Source organism: Pseudoxanthomonas sp. P4_B2 (assembly GCF_056402315.1).
On record NZ_JBFUHQ010000002.1, the window covers coordinates 385716 to 402590 of the forward strand.

The window sequence follows — 16875 nt, forward strand, 5'->3', positions numbered from 1 at the left end:
CGATTTTTCTGCCTCAGTCGCTGTGCAGCTCGGCGACGAAGTCGTAGGCATCGCCGCGATAGAACGAGCGGGTGGATTCCACTACCCGGCCGTCGGCGAGGAAGGCGCGCCGCTCGATCAGCAGTCCGGGACTTCCGGCCGGCAAATTCAGCAGCCGGGCGGTTTCCGCGTCTAGGGCGACGGCGCGCAGGTGCTGCAAAGCACGGACCGGACGATGGCCATGCGGCTGCAACGCCTCGTACAGGGAATCGATCACGCTCATAGGATCAGGGAGCAGCGCGTGGGGCACCAGCGTGCGCTCCACCGCCAGCGGCGCATCGCCGCCGTAACGCACGCGATGGAAGCGGATCACCCCGCTGCCCGGCGACAGGTTCAGGGCCATGGCTTCCTCGGGAGTGACTTCGCCCACGCTGCGTTCGAAGAACTCTGAACGCGGATTGAGTCCACGCTCGCGCAGGTCGTCGGTGAAGCTGGTCAGGCGCGAGAACGAACGCTGGATGCGTTCGGCCACGAAGCTGCCGGCCCCGTGGCGCTGGGTCAGCAGGCCGGACTCGACCAATCCGGACAAAGCGCGGCGCACGGTGACGCGCGACAGCGACAATTGCGTGCACAGATCGCGTTCGCTGGGCAACGCCTGCCCCGGTTGCAGCACGCCGCTGTCGATGAGGTTGTGCACCGCCCGTCGCAACCGCACATAAGCCAGGGTGCGGGTGGTATCGGCGGCGCCAAGGCGCTGGTATTCGCGGGACAGGGCGGAGGACATGAGAGGAAAGTACCAATGAAATACCAATCCCGCAAGTTAGGTGACCAATCGCCATTAATCAAGGGCATGGATGGCCATCATGGTATTTCGGTGGTATTTTCTCGTTCCGCTTCCGTTCCTTTCCAAGAGACCTGATGTGACCGCCAAGACTGTTCCCGTCGACACCTTCGACCTCGTGATTTTCGGCGGCACCGGCGACTTGGCGCTGCGCAAGCTGCTGCCTGGTCTGTTTCGTCGCTACGCCGACGGCCAGATTCCCGAGGACAGCCGCATCATCGGCGTGGCCCGCGACAAACAGTCCGATGACGACTACCGGGCCAAGGTCAATGAGGCGCTGGTGTCGGTGGTGGGCAGCGAGCCTTCACTGCAGGCCAAGCTGGCGCCGTTCCTGCAGAAACTCGGTTACCACGCGCTGGACGCGACCAAGGACGAAGGCTGGCAGGGCTTCGCCGACGAACTGAAGACCCATGGCGACCGCATCCGCGTGTTCTACCTGTCCACCAGTCCCAGCCTGTTCGTCGACATTTGCACACGCCTCAAGGCGCACGACCTCAACACCGGCAAGGCGCGGGTGGTGATCGAAAAACCGATCGGCAAAGATCTGGCAAGCGCGGCGGTGATCAACGATGCGGTCGGCAGCGCCTTCGCCGAAAGCCAGATCTTCCGCATCGACCACTACCTGGGCAAGGAAACGGTGCAGAACCTGATGGCGCTGCGCTTCGCCAACATCCTGTTCGAGCCGCTGTGGAATTCCAACTACGTCGACCATGTGCAGATCACCGTGGCCGAGACCGTGGGCCTGGAAAAACGCGCCGGCTACTACGACACCTCCGGCGCGCTGCGCGACATGGTCCAGAACCACCTGCTGCAGCTGTTGTGCATGGTGTCGATGGAACCGCCGGCGGCGATGGAGGCCGATGCGGTGCGCGACGAAAAGCTGAAGGTGCTGCGCTCGCTGCGCCCGATCGACGCCGAGGACGCCGCGCAGTTGACCGTACGCGGCCAGTACCGCGCGGGCGCCAGCAACGGCGGGGCGGTGCCGGGCTATCTCACCGAGTTGGGCCGCAACGATTCGCGCACCGAGACCTTCGTCGCGATCAAGGCCGAAGTGGACAACTGGCGTTGGGCCGGGGTGCCGTTCTACTTGCGCACCGGCAAGCGTCTGTCCGAACGCGTGTCGGAGATCGTGGTCGCGTTCCGCCCGGTGCCGCATTCCATCTTCGAACACACCGCCGGGCCGGTGATGGCCAACAAACTGGTGCTGCGCCTGCAGCCCGACGAGGGCGTGAAGCTGTGGCTGATGATCAAAGACCCGGGCCCGGGCGGCCTACGCCTGCAGCACGTGCCGTTGGACATGAGCTTCGCCGAGGCCTTCGGCGTGCACCAACCCGAAGCTTACGAACGCCTGCTGATGGATGTCGTACGCGGCAACCCGACTTTGTTCATGCGCCGCGACGAAGTGGAGGCGGCGTGGAAGTGGGTCGACCCGATCCTGGCCGCTTGGGAGACCCTGCGCGAAGCGCCGAAGCCCTATACCGCCGGTTCGTGGGGGCCGAGCGCAGCTGTTGCCTTGATCGAGCGCGATGGCCGGACGTGGCATGAAGACGCGGCGTAGGTGCTTTTCCTTCTCCGCCGGGAGAAGGTGGCGCGCAGCGACGGATGAGGGAACGAAAATGACTTGCTGCGGAAAGTTCAGTACGACCTGACAGTCCACTCCCTCATCCGCCCTTCGGGCACCTTCTCCCGGGGGAGAAGGAAGCAAAAGCATGAGCACTCCAATGGCCGCCGACTTATCCAGCCAGATCCAGCTTCACACCTTTCCTGACCCGACCGCCCTGGCCCACGCCTTGGCGCTGTCCGTCGCCAACGATCTGCGCGCCGCACTCGCCGAGCGCGATACCGCAAGCCTGGCCCTTTCTGGCGGCAACACTCCCAAGGCTTTCATGCAGGCGCTCGCATTGCAGGCGCTGGACTGGCCCTGCGTGATGGTGACGCTGGTGGACGAGCGCTGGGTGCCCGAATCCAACGAACGCTCCAACGCGGCACTGGTCAGGAACAATCTTCTGCACGGCGCCGCCGCACAAGCTCGTTTCGTTCCGCTGTACCGCGATGCACCGGAACCTGAAAACGCGATCGGCGAAATCGAAGACGGCCTGGCGATGCTGCCCTCCCCCTTCGACGCGCTGGTGCTGGGCATGGGCAACGACGGCCATACGGCCTCGTTCTTCCCCGGCGGCGATCATCTGGCGGCAGCGTTGGATCCGGCCGCGGCCGCGGTGGTGCTGCCGATGCGCGCACCCGACGCCGGCGAACCCCGCATCACCCTGACCCTGCCGCCGATCCTGGCCGCGCGCCGCCTGTATCTGCATATCGAAGGCGCGAGCAAGCAAGAGGTCCTGGCGCAGGCCATCTCTGGCGAAGGCCAAGGCGCCGCTTACCCCATCCGCCGCGTGCTGAAACACGCCCGTCCCCACGTGCAGATTTACTGGACGGCTTGAGGCATTCGCACCCGCCCTGCTTATAATGGAGGCCTTGCCTGCGGCGCTTGCGCCCGGATCCGTCCCTTAAGCTGCATGCGGCAGCCCCGGGATCCTTAGATTTTTCGTAGCCAAGCACGGCCCAGGCCGTGCTGCAAAAGGTGGAAAGTGCGTAACTACGACCTCGAATTCCTCAAGCATTTCTCCATGGTCATCGGCTTCCTGATGCTGGTGACCCTGGGCCTGATCGCCGGTGCGTTCTATCTGCACGGCACCATTCCGCCGGAAGTCTCGCCCGTCGCGGCCAAGCAGACCGAGGCCCGCATCGCCCCGACCGGCGCTGTGTACGCCGGCGCTACCGGCGCCGCCGCCCAGGCAGCGGCGCAAGCCGCGGCGCTAGCGGCCGCGTCCGCCCAGCAGGCCTATGGCGGTACCCTAGACGGCGGCGTGATCTACCAGAATCTGTGCGGCGCCTGCCACACCAACGGGGTGGGCAAAGCGCCGACGCTGACCGCGGCCGGCTTCGGCGCACGCGCGGCCAAGGGCAAGGACACCTTGTACAAGCACGCCATGGAGGGCTTCACCGGTCCCGACGGCGGGGTGATGCCGCCCAAGGGCGGTAATCCAGGTCTCACAGAAGAACAGATTCACGCCACCGTCGACTGGATGCTGGCCAACGTCAAGTAAGCTTCGGCCTTGCCGATGCGCCGAAAACGCCGCCTTCGGGCGGCGTTTTCGTATGAACATATCTTCGGAGTCGTCATGACCGTATCCCGCTTCCACGCTTCCCTGCTGCTCGCGCTGGTGTGCGCCTGCGGCGCCGTCTCCACCTATGCCGCGGTCAAGCGCAGCGTCATCACCATCGGCAGGGCGCAGGGGCGCGGCGACCGCAGTCCTCTGGAAGGCCAGCAGGTCATCGTGCAGGGGACGATCACAGGCAATTTCGTCGACGGCCTGGGCGGGTTTTTCCTCCAGGATGGCGGCGATGGCGATGCATTCACTTCCGATGCTTTGTTCGTCGTTCCTCCCAAGGCGTCCAAGACCAAACTCCGCACCGGCGACACGGTGCGCGTCTACGGCCGCGTGTTCGAGGACGCCGGCGATGGCAAGTCGGTAGGCACCTCGACCACCGTTCTAGCCGAGCGCCTAGAGCCGGTGAAGCCTGCCAAGCCCGTTCCCGTCATCCCCACCGTGCTCACCGCGCCGCCGGATCGCTGGGAGGTGCTGGAAGGCATGCTGGTCATGATCGACGCGCCGCTCAGCCTCAATGGCACCGATGCGCGCTACGCCGAGACCAGCGCCAGTTTCGGCGGCCGTTTGTGGACGCCGAGCGAAATCTTCGCCCCCGGCAGCGAGCGCTTCCAGGAGGTCGGAAGATTCAACGCCCGGCGTCGAATCGTGCTGGACGATGCCAGCAACCGCCGCGATCCGAAAACGATTTGGTACCTGCCCGAGGGCGTGCCACGCAGCGGCAGCATCGCCAGCGGCGCGCTAGGCATCGTCGACCAGCGCCAGGGCAGCTATCGCCTGCAGCTGACCGCTCCGCTGGAAACCAAACCCACCGCGCGGCCGGCCGCGCCCAAGGTGACCGGCAGCCTGCGCGTGGGCGTGTTCAACATGGAGAACCTGTTCAACGGCGACGGCCAGGGCAGCGGATTCCCCACGCTACGTGGCGCCAAGACGCCGGTGCAGTTGAAGGCGCAGACGGACAAGCTGGTGCTGACGCTGAAGGGACTCAATGCGGACATCGCCGCGCTGATGGAACTGGAGAACGATGGCTACGGCCCGCAATCGAGCATCGCGCAATTCGTCGATGCCTTGAATGCGGGCGGCGGCGACTGGCGTTACATCGATGCGCAGAAAGGTCCGGGCAACGACGAAATCCGCGTCGGCCTGATCTACCGCAAGAACCGCGTGTCGCCGGTCGGCAAACCGGCGATTCTGGAAGAAGGTCCGTTCGGCACGCGCAGCCGTGTGCCATTGGCGCAGGCCTTTCGCCGCGGCAAGAACGGTCAGGTATTCGTGGTCGTAGCCAACCATTTCAAATCCAAGGGATGCACCGAAGCGACCGGCGCCGATGCGGACCAGCGCGACGGACAGAGCTGCTGGAACGCACTGCGGCTGGATTCGGCGCAACGCCTGGACGCATGGCTGAAGACCGATCCCACTGGCCAGCGCAGCGACAAGAAGCTGGTCGTCGGCGATTTCAACGCGTATGCGATGGAAGACCCGGTGCGCACCTTGCGCGAACGCGGATGGAAGGATGCCTTCACCGTGGCGAAAGTCCCGCAGCCCTACAGCTATCTCTACGGCGGCATGCTGGGCCGCCTGGACCACGCGCTGCTCAGCCCCGCCTTGGCCAAGCGTTTGCGTGGCGCCGCCGAGTGGCACAGCAACGCCGATGAACCAGAGGCCGAAGGTTACGCCGGCAGCGACATCGAAGGGCCATGGCGCAGTTCCGACCACGATCCGATGGTGTTGGGCTTCGATCTGTAACCCAATCGATGGCGCCGACGGACGCGGCGTTATCATTGAAGGCATGACCGATATCGAATTCCCCGCGGCTTCTTCCACGCTGATGCTCGCCGGGCCGGCGGGCGCGCTGGAAGCGGCCGTCGACCGGCCTGAAGGCGACATCGTCGCCTTGCCGCTGACGGTCGTGCTCTGCCATCCGCTCTCCACCGAAGGCGGCAGCATCAGCAACAAGGTGGTCACCATGACCGCGCGCAGCCTGCGCGAGCTGGGCGCCAACACGGTGCGCTTCAATTTCCGCGGCGTTGGTCAGTCGGCCGGTAGTTTCGACCACGGCAACGGCGAATTGCAGGACCTGCTTGCGGTGGTGGAATGGGTGCGCGAACAACGCCCGGACGACGATTTGTGGCTGGCCGGCTTCAGCTTCGGTGCTTATGTGTCCTTGCGCGCCAACGACACGGTGTTGCCCGATGCGCTGATCTCCATCGCTCCGCCGGCCGGACGCTGGGACTTCGACAAGATCGTGACGCCGGTCTGCCCCTGGCTGGTCATTCAGGGCGAGAACGACGAGATCGTCGATCCGCAGGCCGTCTACGACTGGATCGATACGCTGAAGCGCAAGCCCGATCTGGTGCGCATGCCGGACACCAGCCACTTCTTCCATCGCAAGCTGATCGATCTGCGCGGTGCCCTGCAGCACGGCGTGAAGCACTGGCTGCCGGTTGCGTGAGTGCTGTCGAAGCAGCGCGCGGCGCGCCGACGCCTTCGCAAACCTACGCTCAGGGAGCGGCGCGCGGCGATTGGCAGGACGATCCCGCGCAACACGCCGCGCTACGCGAACTCGACCGCATCCAAGACCAACTGCTGGAGGCCACGGACGCAGGCTGGCGCGGGAAACTCTCGTTCTGGAAAAAGCCCGAGCCGGTGCGCGGCCTCTACCTGTGGGGCGGCGTAGGTCGCGGCAAGACTTTTCTGGTGGATCTGTTCTACGACGGCCTGCCGATCCAACAGAAATACCGCACCCACTTCCATCGCTTCATGCGTGGCGTACACGAACGCCTGCGCGAACACGCCGGCCAGAGCGATCCGCTGGCCAAGATCGTGGAGGAATGGCGCGACGAACTGCGCGTGCTGGTGCTGGACGAGTTCTTCGTCACCGACATCGGTGATGCGATGTTGCTCGGCCGTCTGCTGGAACGCATGTTCGCCGAGGGGGTGACCCTGGTGACCACTTCCAATACCGCGCCGGAGAACCTGTACAAGGACGGTCTGCAGCGCGAAAGCTTCCTGCCCGCCATCGCCCTGTTGCAGAAATACTGCATGGCGCTGCACGCCGAAGGCGAGGAAGACTACCGCTTGCGTGCGTTGACCCGTTCGCCCGTATACCGCACGCCGCTGGATGCGCAATCGGATGCATGGCTGGGCGAACGCTGGCACGAACTGAGTGGCCTGGCGGAGAAGCGCGGCAACATCGAAATCGAATCGCGCAAGATCCCGGTGCGCGGTCGCGGCAAGAGCATCGTCTGGTTCGACTTCGCCGCATTGTGTGAAGGCCCGCGCGGCACCAGCGACTACATCGAGGTCGCGCGCGAATTCAACACCGTGCTGCTGGGCGGCATTCCCGCCTTCGACCGCAGCAACGAAGACGCCGCGCGCCGCTTCCTCAACCTGATCGACGAGCTGTACGACCGTCACGTCAACCTGGTGTGCACCGCCGCGACCTTGCCGACCGCGCTGTACTCGGGAGCGCGTTTGCAGGGGGCGTTCGAACGCACCGCCTCGCGGCTGATCGAGATGCAGAGCGCGGAGTACCTGGCGACGCAGCACAAGGCCTGAGCCGCCCAGCATCGATGCGAGTGCATCGATCACATGTTCCACGCGCCGTTGCTTGCAGCCTGCTGGCGTGAAACCTGAAAAACGCGCTCGCTGGACCTCGTTATTGCGCGTCTTCGGCATAAAGTTATTCCACATATAGCGTTGACGCATCATTGAAACCACACTATGTTGTGGTTGTCGGTTCCGACGGCTCATGTCATCGGATGAAAAGGGAAGCCGGTGCGGCTCTTGCGAGAGCCCATCCCGGCACTGCCCCGCAGCGGTAGGTGGAAACGAACTCGTCAAATGCACTGGGATGCTGTCCCGGGAAGCGACGGGCTAGGAGGAAGGCCAGGCCTTCCACGTCCACGAGTCCGAAGACCTGCCGACAGCCGCGCGAAGCACACCGCGCGGTGCCGGCCATGAAATCTCCGGGGGGAGAAGGCTGGTGACGCCACGCATCGCGATTCGTCGCGAGGCCTGCGACACCGCGCTCCCATCCTGCGATGCACAAGGCCCGCGTTGCCTGCGAGGGACAGGCCGCTGCGTGCATCATGATGGGAGATACACCCGTGACACAGAACGAACAGGCGCTCGCCGAAGCGGCCGACAACACTTCCTTTTTGCTGACTCCACCGCCCACCGCCACCGCGATGAGCGTGACCAAGCGCAACGGCGGCCAGGAGCCGGTGGACCTCAACAAGATCGTACGCGCGGTGCAGCGCAACTGCGAAGGCCTGCACGCGATCGATCCGATGCGCGTGGCTACGCGCACCATTTCCGGCTTGTACAACGGCGCGACCACGCGCGAGTTGGATGAGCTTTCCATCCGCACCGCCGCGTTGCTCACCGCGGAGGAGCCCGAGTACGGTCGTCTCGGCGCGCGGCTGTTGGCCAACTACATCGCCAAGGAAGTCACCGGCCAGGAAATCCATGCGTTCTCGCAGTCCATCCTGCGCGGCCACGAAGTCGGCCTGATCAACGACCGCCTGCTCGGATTCGTGCAGACCAACGCACGCAAGTTGAACGACGCGCTGGATGCATCGCTGGACCTGCGTTTCGATTACTTCGGCTTGCGCACGTTGTACGACCGCTACCTACTGCGCCACCCGCACACGCGCAAGGTGATCGAGACGCCGCAGCAGTTCTTCCTGCGCATCGCTTGCGCGTTGAGCGAAGACGTGCCCGAAGCGCTGGCGCTGTACCGCCGGATGGGCAACCTGGACTACCTGCCGAGCTCGCCGACGCTGTTCAACGCCGGCACCACCCACGAGCAGCTGTCCAGCTGCTTCTTGCTGGACTCGCCGCTGGATTCGCTGGAATCCATCTACCAGAAGTACGGCGACATCGCTCAGCTCTCCAAGTTCAGCGGCGGCATCGGCGTCAGCTTCACCCGCGTGCGTTCGCGCGGTTCGCTGATCAAGTCCACCAACGGCCATTCCAACGGCATCGTGCCGTGGTTGAAGACCCTGGACTCCTCGGTCGCGGCGGTCAACCAGGGCGGCAAGCGCAAGGGCGCGGCTTGTGTCTATCTGGAGCCGTGGCATGCGGACGTGGAGGAATTCCTGGAACTGCGCGACAACACCGGCGACGAGGCGCGGCGCACGCATAATCTAAATCTTGCCAACTGGATCCCCGACCTTTTCATGAAACGCGTGGAAGCCGACGCCGAGTGGTCGCTGTTCGACCCGCGCGTGGTGCCGGAATTCACCGACTTGTTCGGTGCCGATTTCGAGCGCGCCTACGAACAGGCCGAGCTGCAGGGCAAGGCGATGAAGTCGATCAAGGCGCGCGAACTGTACGGCCGGATGATGCGCACCCTGGCCCAGACCGGCAACGGCTGGATGACCTTCAAGGACAAGTGCAATCGCGCCAGCAACCAGACCGCCAAGACCGGCAACGTCATTCATCTGTCCAACCTGTGTACTGAAATCCTGGAAGTCACTTCCGCCGAAGAAACGGCGGTGTGCAATCTGGGTTCGATCAACCTCAGCCATCACTTGGACGAGGACGCACTCTTCGATTTCGACAAACTGGCCGAGACCGTGCGCCTGGCCGTACGCCAGCTGGACCGCGTGATCGACCTGAACTTCTATCCCATCGAAACCGCGCGCCGCGGCAACCTGCGCTGGCGCCCGGTCGGGCTGGGTGTGATGGGCCTGCAGGATGTGTTCTTCAAACTGCGCCTGCCGTTCGACAGCGAAGAAGCACGCAAACTGTCGGCGAAGATCGCAGAGACGATCTACTACCACGCACTGGAGACTTCGGTGGAGCTTGCCGAAGAACGCGGTCGCCATCCTTCGTTCACGGACACGCGCGCGGCGGCCGGCGAGTTCCAGTTCGAAGCTTGGAACGTGGCGCCCGAGCATATGGAACGCTGGGAAGCGTTACGCGAGCGCATCAAGCAGAGTGGCCTGCGCAATTCGCTGTTGATCGCCATCGCCCCGACCGCGACCATCGCTTCCATTGCCGGCTGCTACGAATGCGTGGAGCCGCAGACCAGCAACCTGTTCAAGCGCGAGACGCTGTCGGGCGACTTCCTGCAGGTCAACCGCTACCTGGTCAACGAACTGAAGAAGCTGGGCATGTGGACGCCGGAAGTGCGCGACGAGATCAAGCAGGCCGAAGGTTCTATCCAGAGCATCGCCCGCATTCCGCAAGCCTTGCGCGACATCTACCGCACCACCTGGGAAGTGCCGATGCGTTCGCTGATCGACATGGCCGCCGACCGCGGCGCTTTCATCGACCAGTCCGCTTCGCTCAACCTGTTCATGGAAAGCCCGAACATCGGCGCGATGTCGTCCATGTACATGTACGCGTGGAAGAAAGGCATCAAGACCACTTACTACCTGCGTTCGCGGCCGGCGACGAAGATCGCCAAGACAACGGTCGGCAACGCCGCCGTCGAGGCGCCGAAGCCCGCCTACACGCCCGTGGAAGCGGTGAGCTGTTCGCTGGAGAATCCGGAGAGCTGCGAGGCCTGCCAGTAAGCTGCGGCGATGCAGCGCTATCTGAATCTGGCGGGAGACTCGGGGGTGGTGGCTTATGCCACCACACCGACTTCAATACGGGTGAAGTTTTCCGGCTCCGATCGCATTTACGTTTACAGCCACGCCAGCGCCGGAAAGGCGCACGTGGAAAAAATGAAGCAGCTGGCCCAGGCCGGCCGCGGACTCAGCACCTATATCTCCCAACACGTCGCCGACGCCTACGTCCGCTAACCGGAAAACACATGTCCACCCACCCGCAGCAACTCCTGCTCGACCCCGGCTTCGAACTGACCCTGCGCCCTATGCGCTATCCGCAGTTCTACGAGATGTACCGCAACGCCATCCGCAACACCTGGACGGTGGAAGAGGTGGATTTCTCGCTGGACACCAAGGACCTGAAGGACAAGTTCGGTCCGGCCGAGCGGCACCTGATCGAGCGCCTGATCGCGTTCTTCGCCACCGGCGACTCCATCGTCTCCAACAACCTGGTGCTGAACCTGTACCAGCACATCAACGCACCGGAAGCGCGCATGTACCTGTCGCGGCAGCTGTACGAAGAAGCGCTGCACGTGCAGTTCTACCTCACCCTGCTTGACACTTACCTGCCGGACCCGAACGAACGCGCCAAGGCCTTTTCGGCGGTGGAGAACATTCCGTCGATCCACAGGAAGGCCGAGTTCTGCTTCAAGTGGATAGACTCGCTGCAGGGCATCCAGCGCATCGAGACGCGCGAACATCGCCGCCAGTTCCTGCTCAATATGGTCTGCTTCGCCGGCTGCATCGAGGGCCTGTTCTTCTTCGGCGCCTTCGCCTACGTGTACTACCTGCGTTCGCGCGGGCTACTGCATGGACTGGCCAGCGGCACCAATTGGGTGTTCCGCGACGAGAGCGCGCACATGGCCTTCGCCTTCGAGGTGATCCGTACCGCGCGTGAGGAGGAGCCGGACCTGTTCGACGACGACTTCAAGGCGCAGGTGGTGCAGATGATGTGCGAAGCGGTGGAGTGCGAGGTCGCCTTCGCCGAAGATACTTTGAGCGGCGGCGTCGCCGGCCTGTCGATCAAGGACATGCGTCAGTACCTGGAATACTGCGCCGACCAGCGCATGGCCCAGCTGGGCATGTCCAAGCACTTCGGCTCGACCAATCCGTTTCCCTTCATGGATCTGCAGGACGTGCAGGAGCTGACCAACTTCTTCGAGCGCCGCGTCTCCGCCTACCAGGTCGGCGTGCAGGGCGAAGTCGGTTTCGACCACGCGTTCTGATTCGCGGTTGTAGGAGCGCCCCATGGGCACGAGCTTTTCACTTGATTGGTAAGAGCTCGCGCCCATGGGGCGCTCCTACGGTCCATAGCTCGAACGGCTATCCGACTCTACGCCGCCCGCATTTCCTTCGCCGCAGCCACCATCGCCGTCAGCGCCGCCCGCGTCTCCGGCCAGCCCCGCGTCTTCAGTCCGCAATCGGGATTGACCCAGATCTGTTCCGGCGCCAGTACGGCGCGCGCCTTCTTCAGCAGGTCCAGCATTTCCTGCCCATCAGGGACGCGCGGCGAGTGGATGTCGTACACGCCCGGGCCGATCTCGTTTGGATAACGGAACTTCACGAACGCCTCCAGCAACTCCATTCGCGAACGCGAGGTCTCGATGGAGATCACATCCGCGTCCATCGCCGCGACCGCGTCCATGATGTCGTTGAACTCGGAGTAGCACATGTGGGTATGGATCTGGGTGGTGTCGGCCACGCCCGAGGCGGTGATGCGGAACGCTTCCACTGCCCAGTCCAGGTACGCCTCCCGGTCCGCGCGGCGCAGCGGCAAGCCTTCGCGGATCGCCGGCTCGTCGATCTGGATCACGCCGATGCCCGCGGCCTCCAGGTCGGTCACTTCATCGCGCAGCGCCAGCGCGATTTGCCTGCAGGTCCGTGAACGCGCCTGGTCGTCGCGGACGAACGACCATTGCAACACTGTCACCGGGCCGGTCAGCATGCCCTTCATCGGCTTGCCGGTCAGCGACTGCGCGTAGTGCGACCAGCGCACGGTCATCGGCTGCGGGCGGGTCACGTCGCCGTAGATGATCGGCGGCTTCACGCAGCGCGATCCATAGCTCTGCACCCAGCCGAGCTTGGTGAAGGCGAAACCCTCTAGCTGTTCGCCGAAATACTCGACCATGTCGTTGCGTTCGAATTCGCCATGCACCAGTACGTCGATGCCGATGCCTTCCTGGAAGCGCACGCATTTTTCGGTTTCCGCGGCTAGGAACGCGTCGTAATCGGCATCGGAAAGCGTGCCGGACTTGTTCTTGGCACGCGCCTCCCGCACTTCCAGCGTCTGCGGGAACGAGCCAATAGTGGTGGTGGGATAAGCCGGCAGCTTCAGGGCCGTCTGTTGTAGCGAACGTCGCGCCTGATAGCCGGAGCTGCGCTGCGCGGAGGCTTCGGTCAAGGCGGCCAAGCGCGCGGCCACTTCCGGCTTGTGCACCCGGGAAGACTGCCGCCTGGATTCCAGCCGGTCGCGCGCGACGCTCAACGCCGCCTCCGCTTCCGGTCGACCTTGCAGCGCATCGGCGAGAGTCTTGAGTTCCTCGATCTTTTGGCGTGCGAACGATAGCCACGAATGCAGATCGCCAGGCAACGATTTCTCGCTGGTCAGATCGACAGGCACGTGCAGCAGCGAACATGAGGGCGCGAGCCATAGATTGTCCGCGCCGACATGGCCTCTGGCGTATTTGGCTAGGATCAGCGCGTTGTCCAGATTGCTGCGCCAGACGTTACGGCCGTCGACCAGACCCAGGGAAAGCACGCGTTGCTTGGGCAAGGCTTTCAACACCGCATCCAGCTGTTCCTTGCCCCGCACTAGGTCCACATGCAGGCCTTCGACGGGCAAGGAGGTCGCTAGGGCGAGGTTATCGTTGAGCGCGCCGAAGTAAGTGGCCAACAGCAATTTGGGACGCGGTACGTTCTCAAGTGCGGCATAGGCGGCGCGATAGGCCGCATGGTCGTCGGCGTCCTGGTCCAGCACCAGGCAGGGCTCATCGATCTGCACCCACTCGGCGCCGGCGTCTTTCAGCTGGCCGAGGAGTTCCGCATACACCGGCAGCAAGCGGTCGAGCAGATCCAGACGGTCGCTTCCGTCCACTGCCTTCGACAGCAACAGAAAACTGACCGGTCCCAACAATACGGGCCGCGCGTCGAAGCCCAACGCCTTCGCTTCCAGGAATTCGGCCACGGGCTTGTCGCCGCGCAACCGGAACTGCTGGTTGCGATGCAGTTCCGGCACGAGGTAGTGGTAGTTGGTGTCGAACCATTTGGTCATTTCCAGCGCGTGCAGGTCTACGCCGTCCTTCTGCAGGCCGCGCGCGAGCGCGAAATAGCCGGCCAGCGGATCGCGGTCGGCCAGATCCCTGTAGCGGTCGGGGATGGCGTCGAACAGGAACGCGGTATCCAGCACGTGGTCGTACAGCGAGAAGTCGTTGCTGGGCACCACGTCGGCGCCGGCCTCCTTCTGCAGCTGCCAGTGGCGCTGGCGGAGATCGCGCGCGGTGTCTTGCAGCTGGACGGTGGAGACCTCGCCGCGCCAGCAGGCTTCTAATGCGCGCTTGAGTTCGCGTTTGGCGCCGATGCGTGGGAAGCCCAGATTGGTAACAGTTGTCATGTTGCGTGTCCTCATGCGGTTTCGGATGAGGAACGAAGGAGCCGCGGGCGATCCGCACCGCAATGCGGCCGGTCTCGCCACGCCAACGACCTTCGCCCCCGCGGGCGAACCGGACTTCGATTGAAGAAAGGCAAGAGGACACGTCCGGGACGATGCCGCGGACGTAAGCTCCGGCCACTCCCCCTCGGAAGTTCCAGGTCATGCGAAGAGCGTTCTTGCTCTCCGGCCAAGGCAGGTCTTCGGGCTCATGGACGGGCGCACGGATGCGAGTGCGCTGGCCTACTTCCCGCCGCTTCCCGGCCCGTCAGGACCAGTGCTATGGCGAGGTTCGTTTCCAAATACCGCTGCGGGGCAGCGCCGGAATTGGACTCTTGCGGAGTTCGTACCGGCTTCCCTTTTAATTCCATCGCTATATCCGTATAAAGCGATGGAAACCTTGGCAAGCGCAAAGTACGCCGTCGGCAACGAGGCGTCAAGCCATGCCATCCAGGAGTCGGGGAGCGACCTTGATGCTTCGCTTGGAAACCTATCCAATGCCGGTGATGCCAGTCAGCCCGCCTCCTCACTCGCCAGCTCGCCGCCATTTCATGGCGTTGGGCGCCCTGTCGGGCATTGCGGCCCTGGCGCCGATCAGCGCCATTGCGGCCGCATGCAGGACGCAATCCGGCACGTGGATTCCTTCTGATGACTTCCTTGCCGAGCTGCCGCGGATCATGGAAGCGTTCGCCGTACCCGGTGTCGGCATTGCCGTGGTCGAAGAGGGCGAAGTTGCATGGAGCCGTCCATTCGGCGTGACCCATGCGCTCATACGTACGCCCGTGGATGCGCGCACGGTGTTCGAGGATGCCTCGCTCAGCAAACCGGTATTCGCCTATCTGGTGCTGCAGTTGGTGGACCAGGGCCTGATCGATCTCGATCGCCCGCTGGTGCGGTACCGGCGTCCGGATTACCTAGCCGACCATCCCTGGATCGAGTTGATCACCACGCGCGACGTGTTGCGTCATTCCACCGGTCTGCCGAACTGGCGCAAGTCGCCAGCGATGGAAAAACTGGTGCCGATGGTCAAGCCGGGGACGCGCATCGATTATTCGGGCGAGGCGATATTCTGGCTGCAGCTCGCGGTGGAAACGATCACCGGCCAAAGCCTGGACGATTCGATGCAGACGCATCTGTTCGGCCCGGCCGGCATGAAGGACAGCGGCTACACCTGGAATACGGACTTGGCCGCTCGCTCGGTCTACGGCCATCGCAGACACGACCAGCCCGGAACGGGCATGCCGCCGCAGATGTTCCGTGAGCAATGGAGCATCGCCCAGCAAGTCGCCGAGCGTTGGGGAAAACCGCTTTCCTCCTGGAAATACGACGATGCCGCTCGCGCCTTGCCGGAGGTGATGGCGCTGGCGCCGACTGGGCTAGTGACCTGGCCGGGCGACATCCTGGCCAACTCGGCGGCCAGTCTGCGCACCACGGTGCAGGACTACGCGACCTTCCTGACCTTGATGATGACGCGTCGGCGGCGCGCGAGCTGGGAAATCAGCGAGACCACGCGGCAGGCGATGCTCACCCCCCAGATCAAGATTCCCGGACGATGGACGGAGAAAGGGCTGGGCTGGAACATGGAGGCCACCCGCGACGGGCCGGTGTTCTACCACTCCGGCAGCAACGGCGACATCTTCAAGAACTTCGCGGTCGGCGATGCGCAACGAGGGCGCGGCATCGTGGTGCTGACCAACGGCGGCAGCGGTTCCTTCGTTCACCAGCGTGTCGTGCGCGCGGCGACTGGATACGACTTGCTGTCCTACGACCTCTAGCCTGCGTCGGCAGGGGCCGACAGGCTAGTATTCATGCATGCGCCCCGACTACATCCTCACTCTGTCCTGCCCCGACCGCACCGGCATCGTCTATCGCGTCACCGGTCTGTTGTACGAACTCGGCTGCAATATCCAGGACGCACAGCAGTTCGGCGACGAAGAGACCCGGCGTTTCTTCCTGCGCGTGCATTTCGATCTGCCGGAGGCGACCGATGCGGAACTGCTGCGGGAGAATTTTCGCTCGCTGGCCGAGAGTTTTGGCATGGTCTGGCAGATCCACGACGCGCGCCGACGTGCGCGGCTACTGGTGCTGGTCAGCCGCCAGGGACACTGCCTCAACGATCTGCTGTTCCGTGCGCATAGCCGACAGCTGGCGGTGGATATCGCGGGCATCGTCTCCAATCACGAGGATTTCGCCGCGCTAGCTGCGTCCTACGGGATTCCTTTCCACTACCTGCCGGTGACTGCGGCAACGAAGACCGCCCAGGAGCAACGGATCGCCGGTCTGGTGGAGGACGAAGATATCGATCTGGTGGTGCTGGCGCGCTACATGCAGATCCTGTCTCCGGAGCTGTGCGATGCACTGGCCGGACGCGCTATCAACATCCATCACAGCTTTCTGCCCAGCTTCAAGGGTGCCAAGCCCTACCATCAGGCGCACCAGCGAGGGGTCAAGATCATCGGTGCTACCGCGCACTACGTGACCCGCGATCTCGATGAAGGCCCGATCATCGAACAGGATGTGGCGCGTGTGGATCATGCGATGACGCCCAAGGAATTGGTGCGGGTAGGCAGCGATACCGAGTCGCAGGTGCTGGCGCGCGCGGTGCGCCGGCATGTGGAGCACCGGATCCTGTTGAATGGACACCGGACGGTGGTGTTTCGATGAAGCGAATTAATA

Annotated in this window: 13 protein-coding genes and 2 riboswitches; of the genes, 11 read left to right on the forward strand and 2 right to left on the reverse strand. The window is 63.9% G+C overall.

Annotation, left to right across the window (positions count from 1 at the left end):
* Positions 1 to 13: 13 nt before the first annotated feature.
* Entirely contained in the window at positions 14 to 763 is a 750-nt protein-coding gene (locus tag AC1DTQ_RS06235; RefSeq protein ID WP_477848655.1) for a GntR family transcriptional regulator, read from the reverse strand.
* A gap of 136 nt (positions 764 to 899) precedes the next feature.
* Between AC1DTQ_RS06235 and zwf the strand changes: the two genes are divergently transcribed.
* From zwf to AC1DTQ_RS06280, 9 genes are all read left to right on the forward strand, one after another.
* Positions 900 to 2378 carry a glucose-6-phosphate dehydrogenase gene (zwf, locus tag AC1DTQ_RS06240; protein WP_477848656.1) on the forward strand — a complete coding sequence of 493 codons (1479 nt, stop codon included), beginning with the start codon at positions 900 to 902 and terminating at the stop codon, positions 2376 to 2378.
* A 151-nt stretch (positions 2379 to 2529) separates the two neighbouring features.
* Positions 2530 to 3261: a 6-phosphogluconolactonase gene (pgl, locus tag AC1DTQ_RS06245; protein ID WP_477848657.1), complete on the forward strand. Its 732-nt coding sequence runs from the start codon at positions 2530 to 2532 to the stop codon at positions 3259 to 3261.
* Positions 3262 to 3408: 147 nt separating this feature from the next.
* On the forward strand, positions 3409 to 3927 hold the full coding sequence (locus tag AC1DTQ_RS06250; RefSeq protein WP_477848658.1) for a c-type cytochrome: 519 nt from the start codon (positions 3409 to 3411) through the stop codon (positions 3925 to 3927).
* 75 nt (positions 3928 to 4002) lie between these two features.
* A complete protein-coding gene (locus tag AC1DTQ_RS06255; protein ID WP_477848659.1) occupies positions 4003 to 5736 on the forward strand; it encodes an ExeM/NucH family extracellular endonuclease in 1734 nt (577 codons plus the stop codon).
* 43 nt (positions 5737 to 5779) lie between these two features.
* A complete protein-coding gene (locus tag AC1DTQ_RS06260) occupies positions 5780 to 6442 on the forward strand; it encodes an alpha/beta hydrolase (RefSeq protein WP_477848660.1) in 663 nt (220 codons plus the stop codon).
* Complete coding sequence (gene zapE, locus AC1DTQ_RS06265) at positions 6439 to 7548, forward strand: cell division protein ZapE (RefSeq protein ID WP_477848661.1); 1110 nt, start codon at positions 6439 to 6441, stop codon at positions 7546 to 7548. The genes AC1DTQ_RS06260 and zapE overlap by 4 nt, the downstream gene beginning before the upstream one ends.
* A gap of 161 nt (positions 7549 to 7709) precedes the next feature.
* Positions 7710 to 7931, forward strand: a riboswitch (cobalamin riboswitch).
* Positions 7932 to 8084: 153 nt separating this feature from the next.
* Positions 8085 to 10517: a ribonucleoside-diphosphate reductase subunit alpha gene (locus AC1DTQ_RS06270; protein ID WP_477849146.1), complete on the forward strand. Its 2433-nt coding sequence runs from the start codon at positions 8085 to 8087 to the stop codon at positions 10515 to 10517.
* 9 nt (positions 10518 to 10526) lie between these two features.
* Positions 10527 to 10748, forward strand: a complete 222-nt coding sequence (locus AC1DTQ_RS06275) for a hypothetical protein (RefSeq protein WP_477848662.1) — start codon at positions 10527 to 10529, stop codon at positions 10746 to 10748.
* An 11-nt stretch (positions 10749 to 10759) separates the two neighbouring features.
* Positions 10760 to 11779 (forward strand): ribonucleotide-diphosphate reductase subunit beta, encoded by a 1020-nt coding sequence (locus tag AC1DTQ_RS06280; protein WP_477848663.1) that lies wholly within the window; start codon positions 10760 to 10762, stop codon positions 11777 to 11779.
* Between the two features lie 107 nt (positions 11780 to 11886).
* On the opposite strand, the gene metE is transcribed toward AC1DTQ_RS06280, so the two are convergent.
* Entirely contained in the window at positions 11887 to 14163 is a 2277-nt protein-coding gene (metE, locus tag AC1DTQ_RS06285; protein ID WP_477848664.1) for a 5-methyltetrahydropteroyltriglutamate--homocysteine S-methyltransferase, read from the reverse strand.
* 213 nt (positions 14164 to 14376) lie between these two features.
* Positions 14377 to 14617, reverse strand: a riboswitch (cobalamin riboswitch).
* Positions 14618 to 14672: 55 nt separating this feature from the next.
* On the opposite strand from metE, the gene AC1DTQ_RS06290 reads away from it, so the two are divergent.
* Together AC1DTQ_RS06290 and purU are read left to right on the forward strand one after the other, a co-directional pair.
* Entirely contained in the window at positions 14673 to 15974 is a 1302-nt protein-coding gene (locus tag AC1DTQ_RS06290) for a serine hydrolase domain-containing protein (RefSeq protein WP_477848665.1), read from the forward strand.
* 37 nt (positions 15975 to 16011) lie between these two features.
* Positions 16012 to 16863 (forward strand): formyltetrahydrofolate deformylase, encoded by an 852-nt coding sequence (gene purU / locus AC1DTQ_RS06295; RefSeq protein ID WP_477848666.1) that lies wholly within the window; start codon positions 16012 to 16014, stop codon positions 16861 to 16863.
* Positions 16864 to 16875: the final 12 nt, after the last annotated feature.